At 36.0% G+C, this 17,021-nt stretch carries 16 protein-coding genes; 9 read left to right on the top strand and 7 right to left on the bottom strand.

The genetic code is table 11. The features are described from left to right. Positions 1-21: 21 nt before the first annotated feature. From I5M07_RS06910 to I5M07_RS06895, 4 genes are all read right to left on the bottom strand, one after another. Positions 22-1,023, bottom strand: coding sequence for a vWA domain-containing protein (locus I5M07_RS06910; RefSeq protein WP_200105489.1), 1,002 nt, complete (start codon positions 1,021-1,023; stop codon positions 22-24). Continuing rightward, positions 1,023-2,681 carry a hypothetical protein gene (locus tag I5M07_RS06905; RefSeq protein ID WP_200105488.1) on the bottom strand — a complete coding sequence of 553 codons (1,659 nt, stop codon included), beginning with the start codon at positions 2,679-2,681 and terminating at the stop codon, positions 1,023-1,025. The genes I5M07_RS06910 and I5M07_RS06905 overlap by 1 nt, the downstream gene beginning before the upstream one ends. 60 nt (positions 2,682-2,741) lie before the next feature. Continuing rightward, on the bottom strand, positions 2,742-3,605 hold the full coding sequence (locus I5M07_RS06900; RefSeq protein ID WP_200105487.1) for a DUF58 domain-containing protein: 864 nt from the start codon (positions 3,603-3,605) through the stop codon (positions 2,742-2,744). Positions 3,606-3,680: 75 nt separating this feature from the next. Further along, a complete protein-coding gene (locus I5M07_RS06895) occupies positions 3,681-4,685 on the bottom strand; it encodes an AAA family ATPase (RefSeq protein ID WP_200105486.1) in 1,005 nt (334 codons plus the stop codon). 211 nt (positions 4,686-4,896) lie between these two features. On the opposite strand from I5M07_RS06895, the gene I5M07_RS06890 reads away from it, so the two are divergent. The 3 genes from I5M07_RS06890 to I5M07_RS06880 are packed head-to-tail and all read left to right on the top strand — an operon-like array spanning position 4,897 to position 7,686. Next, a complete protein-coding gene (locus I5M07_RS06890; RefSeq protein WP_200105485.1) occupies positions 4,897-5,769 on the top strand; it encodes an aldo/keto reductase in 873 nt (290 codons plus the stop codon). 18 nt (positions 5,770-5,787) lie between these two features. Further along, positions 5,788-6,543: an SDR family NAD(P)-dependent oxidoreductase gene (locus I5M07_RS06885; protein ID WP_200105484.1), complete on the top strand. Its 756-nt coding sequence runs from the start codon at positions 5,788-5,790 to the stop codon at positions 6,541-6,543. A gap of 3 nt (positions 6,544-6,546) precedes the next feature. Continuing rightward, complete coding sequence (locus I5M07_RS06880) at positions 6,547-7,686, top strand: ATP-binding protein (protein WP_200105483.1); 1,140 nt, start codon at positions 6,547-6,549, stop codon at positions 7,684-7,686. Position 7,687: 1 nt separating this feature from the next. Here I5M07_RS06880 and I5M07_RS06875 read toward each other — a convergent pair whose 3' ends face one another. Beyond that, positions 7,688-8,431, bottom strand: coding sequence for a DUF3298 and DUF4163 domain-containing protein (locus I5M07_RS06875; protein WP_200105482.1), 744 nt, complete (start codon positions 8,429-8,431; stop codon positions 7,688-7,690). A gap of 245 nt (positions 8,432-8,676) precedes the next feature. On the opposite strand from I5M07_RS06875, the gene I5M07_RS06870 reads away from it, so the two are divergent. Genes I5M07_RS06870 through I5M07_RS06845 form a run of 6 tightly spaced genes read left to right on the top strand, consistent with a single transcriptional unit; the run spans position 8,677 to position 15,088 of the window. Then, the gene (locus I5M07_RS06870; RefSeq protein ID WP_200105481.1) at positions 8,677-10,137 is read left to right on the top strand and encodes a lipopolysaccharide biosynthesis protein; all 1,461 of its coding nucleotides are present in this window, start codon (positions 8,677-8,679) and stop codon (positions 10,135-10,137) included. A gap of 24 nt (positions 10,138-10,161) precedes the next feature. Continuing rightward, complete coding sequence (gene dut, locus I5M07_RS06865) at positions 10,162-10,596, top strand: dUTP diphosphatase (RefSeq protein ID WP_200105480.1); 435 nt, start codon at positions 10,162-10,164, stop codon at positions 10,594-10,596. A 55-nt stretch (positions 10,597-10,651) separates the two neighbouring features. Then, positions 10,652-11,668 carry a sugar phosphate nucleotidyltransferase gene (locus I5M07_RS06860; protein WP_200105479.1) on the top strand — a complete coding sequence of 339 codons (1,017 nt, stop codon included), beginning with the start codon at positions 10,652-10,654 and terminating at the stop codon, positions 11,666-11,668. Positions 11,669-11,688: 20 nt separating this feature from the next. After that, entirely contained in the window at positions 11,689-13,029 is a 1,341-nt protein-coding gene (locus tag I5M07_RS06855; protein ID WP_200105478.1) for a tetratricopeptide repeat protein, read from the top strand. Positions 13,030-13,034: 5 nt separating this feature from the next. Beyond that, positions 13,035-13,811, top strand: a complete 777-nt coding sequence (locus I5M07_RS06850) for a DUF4292 domain-containing protein (protein WP_200105477.1) — start codon at positions 13,035-13,037, stop codon at positions 13,809-13,811. 23 nt (positions 13,812-13,834) lie between these two features. Beyond that, positions 13,835-15,088 carry a murein hydrolase activator EnvC family protein gene (locus tag I5M07_RS06845; protein WP_200105476.1) on the top strand — a complete coding sequence of 418 codons (1,254 nt, stop codon included), beginning with the start codon at positions 13,835-13,837 and terminating at the stop codon, positions 15,086-15,088. Between the two features lie 28 nt (positions 15,089-15,116). Here I5M07_RS06845 and I5M07_RS06840 read toward each other — a convergent pair whose 3' ends face one another. Continuing rightward, positions 15,117-16,064: a transglutaminase family protein gene (locus I5M07_RS06840; RefSeq protein ID WP_200105475.1), complete on the bottom strand. Its 948-nt coding sequence runs from the start codon at positions 16,062-16,064 to the stop codon at positions 15,117-15,119. 5 nt (positions 16,065-16,069) lie between these two features. After that, positions 16,070-17,011 (bottom strand): alpha-E domain-containing protein, encoded by a 942-nt coding sequence (locus I5M07_RS06835; RefSeq protein ID WP_200105474.1) that lies wholly within the window; start codon positions 17,009-17,011, stop codon positions 16,070-16,072. Positions 17,012-17,021 lie beyond the last annotated feature (10 nt).

The following is a 17,021-nucleotide window of genomic DNA, read 5'->3' as shown; positions in this document are numbered from 1 at the left end:
AAGTCTGGTTTGAAAATAGTTTTAAATAAAACTGCGATACACGGTATTTCGTAAACCAATTTCGATTAAAACTAAAAGACCAGCCAATAAAACAAAAGGACGGTATTTTTCGTCGTAATCATAAAATTTTAATTCTTCGATTTCGGTAGTTTCGAGTTTGTTGATTTCTTTATAGATTTCGGCTAATTTGCTGTTGCTTGTTGCTCTAAAATAAGTTCCATCGGTTTTACGTGCAATGCTTTTCATCAATTGTTCGTCAATTTCTACTTTCATATTTCTAAATAAAAACTGGCCGTTTGGTGCAACCGCATACGGAAATTGTGCCATTCCGTTGGTTCCAATTCCAATAGTATACACTTTAATGCCGTATTGTTTGGCAATATCCGAAGCCGTTTCGGGCTCAATAAAACCAGCATTGTTTACACCGTCTGTCAATAAAATAATGACTTTACTTTTGGCTTTACTGTCTTTTAGTCGGTTAACTGCCGTGGCAAGTCCCATTCCAATTCCGGTTCCGTCTTGTAAAACATTGTCGTATTTGATGCTTTTAATGGCTTCTAAAATCACGGCTTTATCACTTGTAACAGGCGTTTTGGTATAGGCTTCGGCTGCATACAAAACCAATCCGATTCGGTCGTTTGGACGTTCCATGACGAAATCAGAAGCTACACGTTTTAAAGCTTCCATTCGATTTGGTTTTAAATCTTTCGCCAACATACTTCCCGAAACGTCTACCGCCATGACAATATCAATTCCTTTGGTGGTTTTGGTTTGGTTGCTAATATCAACAGTTCGCGGTCGAGCCAGCGCTATTATCAAAGAACACAATGCTAAAATACGCAACACACTTAAATACGGTTTAAGTTTTGCAGCAAGTGATTCGGCACCCGAAAAACCTTGTAACGAACTTATTTTTAAAGTAGCCGTTTGTTGGTTTTTTTTCCAAAACAACCAAATTATAGCAAGTGGAACCAGCAAAAACAACCAAAAGAATTCCGGATTTAAAAACGTTATTTCTCCCATTAGTTTTGTGCTTTTTGAAGTTCTACTGAGGCTAATATACGTTCCGACATTTGGTTGGCATACATGTCGCCTTCTTCATGATACAAGGCAATTTGTTGTAAGCCACCGTCTTGACTAAACATCAAGATTTCGTAATACATTTTGGTGCTTGTTTTGGTGTTTTCATTCAAAAAAGTAAAAGTTCCGTAACCTTTTATACCCTGAATGCCTTCTTTGGTTTGAAAATCTTCTTGTTTTACAATCATATTTTTAGCGCCTTGTGCTTCGGTATATTTTAGCGAAACCTCAAGGGCTTTATTCAAATCAATATTAGGTTGCTCTTCTTCTCCGTTGGCATTAGGGGTACTTTTATATTTGGCGGTAGAAACCATCAAATAAAAATTATCAAACAAACTACCGTAGGCAAAATTTTGCATTTCTTTAATGAGTGCCAAACCTTCTTTTGGAAGTACTTTACTAATATCAACGCGTTTTAAAACTTTGGGCGTTTCAATTTGAACAGCGGGATTACCATAGGCACTTTTTACCCATTCGCCTTCTAATAATTCTTTAGAAGGATGCCCTAAAACATTGTCTTTTACATAAGCAAATCCTTTGGTAACAATAAAAAAACCAGTGGTTACAAATAGCAAGGCAACCACACTCACTATGGTAATTAGAATGCGCTGTTTTTGCTTTTTCTTTAATTGAGCCTGAATTTGTTTTTGCCTTTGCGCTTCGTTTAATATATCTTCTTCTTCGTTAACAACATCTTGCGGAATGGCTTTATCTAAAGTTAAAATGGCTTTCTGAATTTTGTTTCGATCTTCGGTAATTTCAAAATCTAAAGGTTTTGATTTGGCAAATTTCACCAAATCAGCCTGACGTAAAACACGTTCTAAATTGGAAACAGTTTCGGGGGTAAGGGTCATTTTCTTTTTAACCGAAGCAGCTTGTAAGGCCACAATCAATTCTGAAGTAGTGCTTTCCATCGCCGGAACTTCAATCGCTTCTTCAATATAATTTCGGGCAATATCGGTTAATTCACTGTAATATTCTTTGATTTCGCCTTTTTGCCAAAGTTCTTTTTTCTCCAAATTGTTTAATAAACTTGTGGCTTTTTCTATCGGTGTTTTGTAAACTTCTTCTTCAATGTGTTTCTTTTGTCTTTTTTTGATGAAGAAATAAATTCCCAAACCAACTAGCGCTATAATGACCAAGCCCAAAAGGTATTTCCACCAGTTACCCCAACCTTCTTTAACGGGGATAATGTCTTTGATGTCGTACATTTTTTGTTGTAACGTGTCCACTTTTACCGCTGCAACTTCTATCGAAATCGAATCGGTTAAGAACGGTTTTTTGTCGATTAAAATTTTGATACTCGGAACGGTGTATTTTCCAGAATCAAACTGAGTTAAACCGTATTTTTTTATCAATTCGTATTGATCTTCTTTTTTGATGGTATCAATAGGATAAGATTCGATTACTTCTAACGGACCAATATTTTTAAGTTTCGGAAAAACTACCGATTGTGTGGGTTTTACAACTGCTTTTACGCTTAGTTTAAACTCAGATCCAAGTGGTTTTTTGAGGGTGTCAATACTGGTGGTGATTTGCTTTTGCTGAGCAAAGACAAATACCGGAAGTAAAAATAAAAATATGTAAAATTTTAATTTCATAAAAAGTAACGGTTGTAGTAGTTTGATTTCCTTTTTGGAGTTAATCAAAATCTTAAATTCTTATCTCGATTTAAAATAACCTAATAGTTTTGTAACATAACTTTCATCTACTCGTGTGTTAACCACACCGGCACCCGATTTGCTAAACGTTTCTTTGAAATAAGAAACATTGTTCACGTAGTTTTTTTCGTAATTGAGGCGAATGGATTTGGATCCGGTATTGATGGTTTTGGTTTTTCCCGATTCGGCATCGAGCATGTCTACCATTCCAATATCGGGCATTTTTTCTTCGCGAATGTCGTAAACCCGAATGCCTGTAATATCGTGTTTTTTTGCTGCGATTTTTAGTGTTTGTTCGTAATCGCCCGCCATAAAGTCCGAAATCACAAAAACAATGGCTTTCTTTTTTTGTGTACCCGATAAAAAACGAAGTGCTTGTGCAAGATCGGTTTTTTGACTTTTGGGTTCAAATTCGATTAATTCGCGGATGATTCGTAGCACATGCGAACGTCCTTTTTTGGGCGGAATGTACAATTCGATTGTATCCGAAAACAGAATCAATCCAATTTTATCATTATTGGTGGTAGCCGAAAAAGCCATAGTGGCGGCAATTTCGGTAATGATGTCTTTTTTAAATTGATTTTTTGATCCAAAACTGGCCGAACCCGAAATATCAATCATTAACATCATGGTTAATTCGCGCTCTTCTTCAAAAACTTTTACATAAGGTTCGTTGTAGCGTGCGGTAACATTCCAATCGATGGAGCGTATATCGTCGCCAAATTGATACTGACGTACTTCGCTAAAAGTCATACCTCGCCCTTTAAACGAAGTGTGGTATTCGCCCGAAAAAATATGATCACTCAGTCTTCGGGTTTTTATTTCAATTTTACGAACTTTTTTGAGTAGGTCTTTTGTTTCCATTTCATTTGGTTGTTGGTTGTTGGTTGTTGGTTGTTGGAAAAATCCATCAACTAGTAACCAAAAACTATCAACTTTTTAAGGTACTTCAATCTCATTTACGATTTTGTTGATGATGTCAACCGAAGTCACATTTTCGGCTTCCGCTTCGTAGGTAACTCCAATTCGATGGCGCAACACATCGTGTACTACGGCACGAACGTCTTCTGGAATTACATAACCACGACGTTTGATAAAAGCGTAACATTTGGCGGCAGTGGCCAAGTTGATACTTCCACGTGGCGAAGCACCAAAACTAATTAAAGGTTTTAAATCGGCTAGTTTGTATTTTTCTGGGTAACGTGTGGCAAAGATGATATCTAGAATGTATTTTTCGATTTTTTCATCCATATACACCTCACGAACGGCTTGTTGTGCACGCAAAATTTGCTCTACCGAAACCACTTGGTTTACTTTTTCGTAACTGCCTTTTAAATTCTGACGGATAACAAAACGTTCTTCGTCTAATTTTGGGTAGTCAATTACGGTTTTAAGCATAAAACGGTCTACTTGTGCTTCGGGTAATTGGTAGGTACCTTCTTGTTCAACAGGGTTTTGTGTAGCTAATACCAAGAACGGGCGGTCTAATTTAAAAGAAGTTTCGCCAATTGTTACTTGTTTTTCTTGCATCGCTTCTAACAAGGCCGATTGCACTTTGGCAGGGGCACGATTAATCTCATCGGCTAACACGAAATTGGCAAAAATAGGTCCTTTTTTTATCGAAAATTCGTTGTCTTTAATGTTGTAAATCATTGTTCCGACAACATCGGCAGGAAGCAAATCGGGCGTAAATTGAATTCGGCTAAAAGAACCATGAACGGCTTGGGATAAGGTATTTATAGCTAAAGTTTTAGCAAGACCTGGAACACCTTCCAACAAAATATGCCCTTGACCTAATAAACCGATTAACAATCGCTCGACCATGTGCTTTTGGCCTACAATAACTTTGTTCATTTCCATGGTGAGAAGGTCGATAAAGGCACTTTCTCTTTCAATTTTTTCATTAATCGCTCTAATGTCTAAAGTCGTTGTGTTTTCTTCCATATAAAGTTTTTTATAATCGTGTGTTTAAGCCTAAGATTTGAGAGTGCAAATTGATTATTTTTTAAGAAGTAAGATGTTAAAGAATGGTTAAAACTTCGACCAATTCTCTAATTTTAAGGACGAATTGTGATTCTATTTTTATATTTTTAAGAACTTTAAAAGACTTATTTTAATCTGGGTAAAATATCTTTGTAAAAAACCGAAAAAAGTCATGAAAAAAGCTGTCTTATCGCCCATAATTGCTGGCACAATGAATTGGGGAACTTGGGATAAAAACCTTACATTTAAAGAAATGGAAAACCTAATTCAGGTTTGTTTCGAAAATAAAATTACCACTTTTGATCATGCCGATATTTACGGTTCGTATACCACCGAAGCCGAATTTGGTAAAGGGTTAAGCATAAGCAAAATTAATCGCGAAAAAATACAATTGATTTCGAAATGTGGTATACAAATGCCAGCACATGATAAACCCACCAAAGTAAAACATTACGATTATTCTAAACAACACATCATCCAATCGGTAGAACAATCTTTGCAAAATTTAAAAACCGATTATTTGGATGTTTTTTTATTGCACAGACCGAGTCCGTTGATGCAAGCAGATGAAATTGCCGAGGCAGTACAAAAACTGCAAACCGAAGGGAAAATAATCGATTTTGGTTTGTTTAACTTTAGTAATTCACAAACCGAATTAATTCGACAAAAAATTCCAGTACAGTACAATCAGATACAATTTTCGGCAACTAATTATGAACCGATGGTCGATGGCAGTTTGGATTATATGCAGCTTAACGGAATTAGACCGATGTCGTGGAATCCGCTTGGGATTGTTTTTAGAGAAGATAAAAAGAAAACACGCCGATTAAAAATTTTATTGGGAAATTTGGTCGCAAAATATGGCTTGGGAGCCGATACAATTTTACTAAGTTGGGTGTTGCAACATCCAGCCAAAGTAATTCCAATAGCAGGAACAGTCAACATTGCCCGAATACAATCCTTGCAAAAAGCGGTTAATTTAAAATTAGATACCGAAGATTGGTTTGCCATTTGGACCGAAAGTATGGGCGAAGATGTGGCTTAAAAAGAATTAAAAATCAGTATGAAAAAAACAGTTTTAATAACCGGTGCTACCAGCGGAATAGGCAAGGCAACTGCCGAATTACTCGCGCGACATAATTTCAATTTAATTTTATGCGGTCGACGCAAAGAACGACTGCAAAAACTCCAACAAGAACTTTTATCATTTACCGATGTGCATATTTTGTCATTTGATGTTAGCGATAAAAAAGCCGTTTTTGAAGCACTCAATTCCTTACCGCCAACTTTTGCTTCGGTTGAAGTTTTGATAAACAATGCTGGTAATGCTCATGGTTTAGATCCTATTCAAACAGGCGATATAGGCGATTGGGATGCCATGATTGATAGCAATGTAAAAGGATTGTTATACGTTTCGAAAGCAATTATTCCGATGATGATGGAACGGCAGTCCGGACACATCATCAATATCGGTTCTACTGCGGCAAAAGAAGTGTATCCAAACGGTAATGTTTATTGCGGAACTAAACATGCGGTGGATGCCATAACCAAAGGAATGCGTATCGATTTGAATCCGTATGGTATTCGAGTTGGCGCGATTCATCCGGGAATGGTCGAAACCGAATTCAGCGAAGTGCGTTTCAAAGGCAATACCGATCAAGCTTCCAAGGTTTATAAAGGATTCGACGCATTACAAGCCCAAGATATAGCCGATATTATTCATTTTGTAATTACCCGACCGTATCATGTTAATATAGCCGATTTAATGGTAATGTGTACGGCCCAAGCTTCTTCAACCATCGTTCATAAAACCAGTTAAACTATGATTAATAAGCGCCTTTTAATTAAAAATTTGCTCGCTCATAACGATGAAAGTAGTTTTTACGATAAAAAGCGCCAATTGAATTTGCATTCGCGCGAGGGTAAGGCCAAATTTTTAAAACACATTTGTGCCTTATCCAATTCCAATCCCGCAAATAATTCCTATATCGTGGTGGGAGTAGAAGATCAAGACAACGAAATTGTAGGCGATGACTTTTTTGATGACAGTCGCATTCAGAATTTGGTCAATGCCTTTTTAGAAAATCCGCCCAAAATTCAATATGAAAATGTGCCATTTCCGAATTTACCCAAAGACAAAGTAGTAGGCTTGGTTACCATAAAACCCAACAGTCAAACGTCGTATTTTAAAAAGGGAATTCACACCATTTTGGCCAATAGCTCTTTTGTTCGTCGGGGTAGCAATTCGACACCACTTGAGGGTGAATTGGAGAAAAATTATCAAAATACCGAAACAGTAATTGGTATCGAAAATAATTCTCGAAACAGCATTCAGCATACTTTGGATGGGGTTATCGATTTTATGAATTTCCGTCATAAAGACATGTCGCCGAAGTACAAGGTTTTTAAAGAACTTTTTGTGATTTGTTGGGCAGGTGTTTCGCATAAACACCGCGATACAACCTATTTGTCTCGAGTTGATATCGAGTTGATTAACGAACAAATAAAGCTTTTTTATTCGGCTCAAGATGTGGTGACCATTACCTATAACGAAGACAGTTTTACCATTTTAGAATACGTGCCACTTGGATTAAATGACAAAACGAGTTTTTATCCGTTAGAAGAACAAACAATTCGGTTTTTTGATAATGGGTACTATAAAATTGATCGAAAAATGTTGTTTCAGCCTCCCGAATTTAATCGAGCCATGTTGCATCATATTTACAATTCCAATTTGGCTTTGTTAGATAAATTAGAAAAAGGAAGGGTTTTATCCGAAAGGGAACGACTTGATTTAGAAAATCTGCCTTCTACATTTATGATTTGTTATCTCAATGGTTTTGATGATGCCAAACAAAAACTCATTGATGCTAAGTTGCTATTAAAACCGTTTTCTCAAGTTTATTCTTCGTTTAAAGAATCTTTGCGAATTTTGCGTAAAATGAAATACGACGTGCAGTAATTTACAAGTATTTTAAATAGTTTTTGACGCTTTCGTACGGAAAGACAATTTCTTTTGGCCCATCGGCATACGACGCCACTTCATACGAGTTGTAATATAACAGCAATCCTTGTTGCGTATAAAACAAATTAAGGGGTAATTGAAATTGTTCTTTTTCAAACATTAAGCCAGTACTGTTGATGTTTTGATTTGCTGGAATTTTGTATTTTTTTCGGAAGGCGGTTTCGGCAAATTTTAAAAATGCATTTTTATCGGTAAATAAGTCTTCCATTTTGATGGATTTTCCCGTATTGGCATCAAATAATAACGAGCGAAATCCGTGATAACCGTGTGCGCCGCCGGTATACGTTTCGTGCTCCACTTTGATATTGATGATTTGATCCGATTGGTGTTCAATATCGGCCTTAATGTGCGCAAACCAGCCAAGTGTTTCATCGGGATAGGTTTTTTTCATTTCATCATAAGACCCTATAAAAGCTTTGGTTAATCCGTTATAATCGGAAACATTGTATGGTTTTTCGCCAAAATAGACAATTTCTTTGATGGTATTTAGGGTTTTAGTATTAATGCTATCTGCCATAACATCAGGCCCTTTTGCTACCGGAATGGTGATTTTAATTTCGGGACAATCGTCGGTACAGGGTAAGGATGATTTTGCGGTAAAAGTTTGTGTTTCAAAAGAAAGTTCTTTGGAGCAACTCACAAAAAGAAGCAGTAATGAGGTATAATAGAAATATTTTTTCATCTTAAAAATGTTGGTTTTACACAAAGATAACGAAATAGGTTGGGCAGTTGAAATATTAGCACTTCAAAATAGCACTTCAAAAAAGTAATATAAATTGTTTAAAATCATCTAATTGCGATTTTGTTTTCTTTTATTAAGATAATTTTAGCATCTGTTTGGCACTAAAAACGATTACCGAAATGTTTACTAAATAAACCAAAGTTTTGGTTATTTTTGTTTTATCAAATTTTACGACTTCAATTATTTTGGGATTATATAAAAATCTTTTTAAACAAACCGCTATTTATGGTTTAGCCACAGTGCTGCCACGAATGCTTAGTTTTTTATTAGTGCGCTTGTACACCGGAATTTTGCCCACTGCAGAATATGGCGAAGTTTCGATTGTCTTGTCTTGGATGGTGTTTTTTAATGTGGTGCTTTCGTATGGAATGGAAACTGCCTTTTTTAGATTTTACAGTGCCGAAGAAGATAAAGAAAATGTAGTGGCAACCTCTACTATTTCGGTATTTTGGTCTTCCATTATTTTTTTGTTTGTGGCTTTGATTTTTAGGACTACACTGGCATCTTGGGCAGAAGTTGAGGTGCAATATGTCACTTATTCAATCTGGATTTTGGTTTTGGATGCTCTAGTGGTTATTCCGTTTTCTAAACTAAGAGCCAACCAAAGACCGATGGTGTATGCGGCTATAAAAATTGGAAATGTAGCGGTAAATTTAGGTCTTAATATCTTCTTTTTGATTTTTTTACCCTCGTTGGCGCAGCAGCATCCAAACTCATTTTGGGATAATATTTATTTTGAAAACTTTGAAATTGCCTACATTTTCATTGCCAATTTACTAGCGAGTTTGCTCACCTTTATAGTGCTTTCGCCCAATTATTTATCGCTTAAAAAAGGTTTTGACGCCAAGCTTTGGAAAAAAATGATGCAATACGGTTTACCTATTTTAGTTGCCGGAATTGCCTTTGCGGTAAACGAACATTTTGATAAAATTTTGCTCGGCTATTTATTGCCCGAAAATATTGCCAAAGCCGAAGTGGGAGCCTATTCGGCTTGCTACAAATTGGGCTTGTTCATGGTTTTGTACGCCACCGCTTTTCGATTGGGTATTGAACCTTTCTTTTTTAGCCACGCCAAAAACGCCAATGCTCCCCAAACCTATGCGGTAATTACCAAATATTTTGTGATTTTAGGGTCGCTTATATTGTTAGGGGTTATAGTTTTTGCTGATATTTTTAAAATGCTATTACTCGACAACAAATCGTATTGGGAGGCCATGAAAGTCGTTCCGCTGATTATTTTAGCCAATTTCTTTTTGGGTATTTACAACAATTTATCCGTTTGGTATAAGTTAACCGATAAAACCAAAATTGGTGCTTATATTTCTATAGTTGGTGCTATCATTACCTTGGTTTTAAACTATTATTTAATTCCGAAATACAGTTACTACGGTTCGGCTATTGCAACGATTTCGGCATACGGAAGCATGATGTTGATTTCGTATGTTTTGGGTAATAAATACTATCCGATTCCGTATGATATGAAAAAAATAGGTTCCTATTTAGGTGTTTCAATCGGGTTTTCGGTGATTTACTTTTACGGATTTAGAGAGAATTATTTTATCGGAATTCCGATGCTTTTAGGTTTCATGTATTTTATTTACTACAACGAAAAAGAGACCATTTTAGGCATTCTCAACAAACGTTAATTTTTACGCTTTTAATTTTAGATTATGAAAATCAATATTATAAATAAGTCGCAACACGCTTTGCCTAGTTATGAAACACTAGCTTCGGCCGGAATGGATTTACGAGCCAATTTAGAAGAATCGATAGAGTTAGCTCCTATGGCAAGAGTTATTGTTAAAACCGGACTTTTTATCGAATTACCAATTGGTATCGAAGCGCAAGTACGTCCGCGCAGTGGCTTGGCGGCCAAACACGGCATTACGGTGCTGAATGCGCCGGGAACTATCGATGCCGATTATCGTGGTGAAATAGGTGTAATTCTAATCAATTTATCCCAGGAACCATTTGTAATCGCAAATGGAGAGCGCATTGCTCAATTGGTCATTGCCAAGCACGAAAGAGCCGAGTGGAATGAAGTTGAAATTCTTTCGGAAACGGAAAGAGGAGCAGGCGGTTTTGGAAGCACAGGTGTTAAATAAGATTGTAATAGATCTCCAAATAAAAATAAACAGATAACTAAAATAACCAAATCAAATGAAAATAATTGTACCAATGGCAGGAAGAGGCTCGCGTTTGCGTCCGCATACATTAACGGTTCCAAAACCACTAATTCCTGTAGCTGGAAAACCAATCGTAAATCGGTTAGTGGAAGACATTGCTAAAATTTTAAAAGAACCTATCGAAGAAGTGGCCTTTATTTTAGGCGATGAAGCTTTTTTTGGTGCCGATGTGGTGGCCAATCTTGAAGCTTTAGCACAAAGTTTGGGAGCCAAAGCCTCTATTTACAGACAAGACCAACCCTTAGGAACTGGTCATGCCATTATGTGTGCAAAAGATTCGCTTTCGGGACCAGCAGTTGTGGCCTATGCCGATACGTTAATCCGTGCCGATTTTGAGTTAGATCCTGAAGCCGATGCGGTTATTTGGGTAAAACAAGTAGATGCACCCGAGGCTTATGGCGTGGTTCAGTTAAACGAAAAAAACGAAATTATAGAGTTGGTTGAAAAACCGAAAGCATTTGTAAGCGATTTAGCCGTAATCGGGATTTATTATTTTAAAGATATTGCCGTTTTGAAAGGGGAACTTCAAAATGTGTTGGATAATAACATTCAGAATGGTGGCGAATATCAAATTAATGATGGTATTAAAGCCATGATGGCAAACGGTAAGGTTTTTAAAACAGGAAGTGTAGATGAATGGATGGATTGCGGAAACAAAAATGTAACCGTTGAAACCAATTCGAAAATGTTAGGTTTTTTACAAAATGATGGCGAAAGTTTAGTAGATGCTAGTGTTATTTTAGATAATGCGACCATTATTCCGCCTTGTTTTATAGGCAAAAATGTAACGTTAAAAAACAGTACCATCGGTCCGAATGTTTCGTTGGGAGATAATGCCAAAATCCAAGATAGTGCGTTAAAAAATAGTTTGATACAGTCAAATGTCGAAATAAAAAACGCTAACTTAGACAATGCAATGATAGGAAATCATGTAAGTTACGACGGTAACTTTACCAGCATTAGTATCGGTGATTATTCGGTTTTTGAATAAGTTACACTAAACCAACAAAAATGAGAAAAAGAATTTTGATAGCAGTTGCAGTTTTGGGTTATGTGCCAGGCGTTTTGGCGCAGACAGAACCCGAAGATGTTGCTATGGCAACCGATGCGTATCAAGATTCTTTTTATGAATCGCTATTGCAAAAAGGAATAGAAAACTACGATAAAGCCATTGTTTCTTTAGAAAAATGCCTTCAAATTAAACCCAATGACGACGTAAGTTATTTTGAATTGGGCAAAAATTATTTGGCTTTAAAAGATTATTCCAATGCCAAACGGAATTTTGAGCAAGCAATTAAAATTAATCCTTCTAATAAATGGTATTGGCTAGGGGTTTACGATGTGAGTTTTCAAACCAAAGACTATCCATTAGCGATAAACACCATTCAAAAAATTATTCCGTTTGACGAAGAGTACAAAGACGATTTAATTTCGCTTTACATGATTACCGAGCAGCCCGATAAGGCGTTAGCATTAATAAAAGAAATGGATGATAAATACGGAAAATCACCCGAACGGTCGGTTTATAAAAGCCGTATTTTGTCACAAGGCAATTTTCAAGATGAAGAGATTGACACTTTAATAAGCAACATCAATCAAAATCCGAAAGAAGAATCCAATTATATCGCTTTAATTGCTATTTATGGCAACCGAAATGAACTCGATAAAGTCATTGCCTTAGCAAAACAATTGGAAAAAGAAATTCCCAACTCAGAGTGGGCACAGGTGAGTTTGTATAAAAGTTATTTGGATCAAAACAGACCCGATAAAGCGCTTCCGGCTTTGTATACCGTTTTAGGAAGTTCTACTGTGGATATGAAAATCAAACACCGCGCATTTAATGAATTTTTAATTTTTGTATCCAAAAACCCGCAGTACGAATCCGAATTGGATAAAGCCATTTTGTATTTCAAAGATGATACTACCGTGGATGTTTCGAAAGAAGTGGGAAAGTTTTTTCAAAATAAAAAACAATTTGATAAAGCAGCACATTTTTATGAACAGGCTGAAAAAACGCAGAAAATACCGGATGTAGAGACTAATTTACTGTTGATGCAAACCTATACTGAGACCAAACAATTTGCCGAAATGGAAAAACAATCGCAAGAAATGATTGCAACTTTTCCATCACAACCCGAGTTTTATTTTTACAATGGCTTAGCTAATAACCAATTAAAACAATTTAAAAAGGCAAAAGACGTTTTAGAAATAGGCATAGATTATGTAGTAGATGACCCAACTGCCGAAGTAAATTTTAATGTGCAATTAGGAGAGGCGTATAACGGCTTGGGCGATGTAAAAAAGAAACAACTGTATTTTGACAAAGCTAATTTGTTGTTACAAAAAAACTGAATCGTATGAAAAAATATATTTTATTTATAGGGGTTTTACTCTTAAGCTTAACTGCCTGTAAAACCAAACAAGCAACCACATCAGAGGCCGTGACAGTTGAAGATTTGGCCACCAAAAAAATAATCGACAAACACTACGAAAATCCGCTCGATTTTAAAACGTTATACATTAAAGCAAGTGCAAAATATATCGACCAGAAGCAAAATCAAAATGTTACGGCCGAGATTAAAATCGAAAAAGACAAGCAAATTTTAGTAAGTGTTCGTTTTTTAGGTATTACCATGGCAAAAGCATTGATTACGCCTACTTCGGTGAGTTATTACGAAAAAATTAAAGGCAGTTATTACGAAGGTGATTTTACGAGTTTGAGTAAATGGTTGGGAACCGAGCTTAATTTTGAAAAAGTGCAAAATTTGCTTATTGGAGAAGCTTTGGATAATTTGAAAAACGGAAAATACAAACAAATAGATGCTGCACCTTTATATCGTTTAGACGATCAAAAAGAGTCGGCATTAAAACAATCGTATTATTTTGATTCGGAACAATTTTTATTGCAAAAGGAGCAAATTACACAAACGGCAGAAAATATCATGATTCAGGTTGCGTATGGCAATCATAAAAAATTTGAACAAGGGAATTTGCCTACTAGTGTTACCATCAATACCATTCAGCCAAAAGGCAAAACGGATATTAATTTAGATTATAATTCCGTTTCTTTTAACGAAGAACTTTCTTTTCCATATAGTATTCCAGATGGTTATAAAAAGGTTATAATTAAGTAAATTTGCAAAAATATATTTTTAAGATGCCAAAATTTTTCCTTAGCGCCGTATTAGTATTGATCTCTTCTTTGATGTGGGCACAAGATTCCCAACAAGAAAAATTAGAGCAACGCAAAGCTCAAATACAACAAGAAATCAAAGCCAATGAAAAGATGTTACAATCGGTTAAAAAGAAAGAGAAATCGGCTTTGAACGAATACTACATTCAGACCAATAAAATCAAATTAAAGCAAAAATTAATTAGTACAACCGAAAGACAAACTAAATTGTTGAGTAACGATATGTACCTGAATCAATTGAAAATAAATCAATTGAAACGCGATTTAAAAGTATTGAAAGAAGATTATGCTAAGATGATTTTAAAATCATACAAAAGCCGATCCGAACAAAGTCGCGCTATGTTTATTTTGTCTTCCGAAAGCTTTTTGCAAGCTTACAAACGCGTTCAGTACATGAAGCAATATACTAATTTCAGGAAAAGTCAAGGCGAAGAAATCGGAGCCAAAACCAAGGAATTGGAAAGTATAAATGCACAATTGAATGGCCAACGTGAGACCAAAAAGAAATTCATTGCCGAAAATGTTAAGGAACGTCAGAATTTAGAAAACGAAAAGAAGGAACAACAAAAGTTGGTCAATTCGCTTAAAAAAGATAAAAACAGTATTACCAAGGATATAAAATCAAAACAAGCGTTGGCTAAAAATATCGACCGTCAAATTGATCGTTTGATTCGTGAAGCCATTGCTGAAGCCAATAGAAAAGCCGCTGCCGAAAGAGCTAAAGCCGAAGGAACCAAAGCCCCATCTGCCGCTTCGGCATCTAGTACTAAAATTGAATTAACGCCCGAAGCAAAAATTTTGGCTGCTGATTTTAGAGCCAATCGTGGTAAATTGCCTTGGCCAGTTGAAAGAGGATTTATCTCGCAAGGTTATGGTGATCAGCCGCATCCTATATATCCAACTTTAACTGTACACAATAGTGGTGTGGAGATTACTACCGAGCAAGGTGCTTCCGCTCGTGCCGTTTTTGCGGGTGAAGTAACGAGTGTGATTGTTTTATCGCCAGTTAATAAAGCGGTGATGATTCAACACGGAAATTATTTTACCGTATATCAAAACCTAAGTTCGGTTTTTGTAAACAAAGGAGATAAAGTAACCTACAAACAAGAGATAGGAAAAATAAGAACCAGTGGTGATACCGGTAAAACAACCATTAAATTCTCGGTTTTACAAAACACGACTTATAATAACCCCGAAGGGTGGTTAATTAATAAATAATAAAAAACGGAGCAATTAGCTCCGTTTTTTATTGCTGTTGTTGTTTCAATTGATCTAAAACTTCCAATTGTTGTTTGACATCCGATGAAATTTCTTTTAAGGTTACATCGTTAATTTCTTCAATTTGACGTCCATCTTCGTAGCCCACCGAAACACAAACCGAAAGTGTTTGTACGGCAATTCCTTTAAACGTACCTTTTATTGGAGTACAATCGGCAAAATTTCGACCTACGGCCAAACGAACATGGTTGTCATTGGTCCAAATGTTGTTGGTAGGATCAATACCCAACCAACCTTCATTAGGTAAATAAACTTCCACCCAAGCGTGGGTTGCACCTTCGCCTCTAAGGCCGTTTTCGTTCGGACAAATGTAACCGCTAACATAACGAGCCGGTATGCCAGCAGTGCGCAGAAGTTGCAATAACAAATGAGCAAAATCTTGGCAAACCCCTTTTTTATGATCTAAAATTTCATCAATCGTGGTTTCTACATTGGTTATGCCTTTTGTATACGTAAAATGCTCATAAATATAAGTACTGCAAAGTGTGGCAATTTCTAAGATGGTTTTATCTTTTAGTCCAATTTCGTTTAAAATATTCTTAATTTGATCTTGTTTTTGAATGCCCTCGGGATACGAAAGTCGCAATAAGAAAATACTATTGTTTTTTTCTTTTTCTACATCTTTTACATAAACAGGCGTTAAAGCGGGTAAGCTTACAGATGGATTAACGCGTACCAACATACGGGATTCAATTGTCATTTCGGTGTGGGGTTGCAAAATATTGAAATTGCCCATCCGATTGCCATAAAAATCTTGTGCAATGACCACTTCGGGATTGTGCGTAATTAAAAGTTCGTATTGTAAAACTTCTTGATTTTCAAAATTATACGGAAACAAACGAATTTCGTTAATGCTCTCTTTGATAGGATAATTGTATTGGTATTTGGTAATGTGAATAATTTTGAAAACAGCCATAAATTTTAGGTATAGGAAAAAAACAATTTCGAAAAATCGATTGAAAACTGAATCAATTGTTTTTTAGTTTGAAATAAAAAATCCTCTAATTGTGCATTGGTCAAGTGATGGTAATCGGTAAAATCGACATAACTTTTTAGGCGCCCAAATTGATTCAGCAAACTTCGGGTTTCACTTTGGTTGCTGTTTTTAAACAAACAATTCAAATAGGTGTTTATGAAATCTAAGGTATACACCACCGAATGCGCAAAATCTTCGTTAAAAACAACATGCTGTACCACTTTGCGGTTGTGCGAAATGGTACTGTAGCTTTTTAAATACAATTCGTAACCGCATAACGAGAGCAATAACCTGCGCCAATACAACAAATCTTCTTCGCCATCTAGATTATACTGAATCGGTTCATAATAGGCTTGTGTCATGGTAATGGTTTGCAAACAACGCTCAATATGTTTTCCGATGTTCGAAAAACACCAACCCAAACCGCGGGGCATGGTAACTTGCAAGATTCCGTTGTATAAAAGCAAATCTTTACTCATTTTTTTAACGACATTCAAAGCATCTGAGGTTTCTAATTTTTTGGGTAAATCGGGCGCATTCATAAAATGATACATCGAATTAATATGCTCCCACAATTCGATGGTAATTTTGTCTTGAGAGCCACGGGCATTTTCACGCGCTTTGAAAATTAAATTTTTAACCGAATTATCATTACGGTCATCGCAAATAATGTATTTCAAAACATAATCAGTATCAAATTGTTTCTGCGAAATTTCCTCGACACTTAAATTGGTATAATACTCTAATAAAGGTTTGTAGCCATAATAATCGTTAATTTCTTTATCAAATGATAAGAGGTAACCCGTATTTAAGGTTAACAACATACCATCTGTTCGTTCCATATAACGATTGAGCCAAAACATTCCGTCGGCAACTCTGCTTAACATAGCCTATAAG

Origin of the sequence: Flavobacterium agrisoli (genome assembly GCF_016522065.1) — a bacterium.
GTDB lineage: Bacteria > Bacteroidota > Bacteroidia > Flavobacteriales > Flavobacteriaceae > Flavobacterium > Flavobacterium agrisoli.
Note: the sequence above shows the minus strand (reverse complement) of the source record. Positions and strands in the feature narration are given on the sequence as shown.

Bases quoted from the DNA above. Each gene is read 5' to 3' on its own strand.
- I5M07_RS06910 (WP_200105489.1), bottom strand. From the start codon at position 1,023: ATGGGAGAAATAACGTTTTTAAATCCGGAATTCTTTTGGTTGTTTTTG.
- I5M07_RS06905 (WP_200105488.1), bottom strand. From the start codon at position 2,681: ATGAAATTAAAATTTTACATATTTTTATTTTTACTTCCGGTATTTGTC.
- I5M07_RS06900 (WP_200105487.1), bottom strand. From the start codon at position 3,605: ATGGAAACAAAAGACCTACTCAAAAAAGTTCGTAAAATTGAAATAAAA.
- I5M07_RS06895 (WP_200105486.1), bottom strand. From the start codon at position 4,685: ATGGAAGAAAACACAACGACTTTAGACATTAGAGCGATTAATGAAAAA.
- I5M07_RS06890 (WP_200105485.1), top strand. From the start codon at position 4,897: ATGAAAAAAGCTGTCTTATCGCCCATAATTGCTGGCACAATGAATTGG.
- I5M07_RS06885 (WP_200105484.1), top strand. From the start codon at position 5,788: ATGAAAAAAACAGTTTTAATAACCGGTGCTACCAGCGGAATAGGCAAG.
- I5M07_RS06880 (WP_200105483.1), top strand. From the start codon at position 6,547: ATGATTAATAAGCGCCTTTTAATTAAAAATTTGCTCGCTCATAACGAT.
- I5M07_RS06875 (WP_200105482.1), bottom strand. From the start codon at position 8,431: ATGAAAAAATATTTCTATTATACCTCATTACTGCTTCTTTTTGTGAGT.
- dut (WP_200105480.1), top strand. From the start codon at position 10,162: ATGAAAATCAATATTATAAATAAGTCGCAACACGCTTTGCCTAGTTAT.
- I5M07_RS06860 (WP_200105479.1), top strand. From the start codon at position 10,652: ATGAAAATAATTGTACCAATGGCAGGAAGAGGCTCGCGTTTGCGTCCG.
- I5M07_RS06855 (WP_200105478.1), top strand. From the start codon at position 11,689: ATGAGAAAAAGAATTTTGATAGCAGTTGCAGTTTTGGGTTATGTGCCA.
- I5M07_RS06850 (WP_200105477.1), top strand. From the start codon at position 13,035: ATGAAAAAATATATTTTATTTATAGGGGTTTTACTCTTAAGCTTAACT.
- I5M07_RS06845 (WP_200105476.1), top strand. From the start codon at position 13,835: ATGCCAAAATTTTTCCTTAGCGCCGTATTAGTATTGATCTCTTCTTTG.
- I5M07_RS06840 (WP_200105475.1), bottom strand. From the start codon at position 16,064: ATGGCTGTTTTCAAAATTATTCACATTACCAAATACCAATACAATTAT.
- I5M07_RS06835 (WP_200105474.1), bottom strand. From the start codon at position 17,011: ATGTTAAGCAGAGTTGCCGACGGAATGTTTTGGCTCAATCGTTATATG.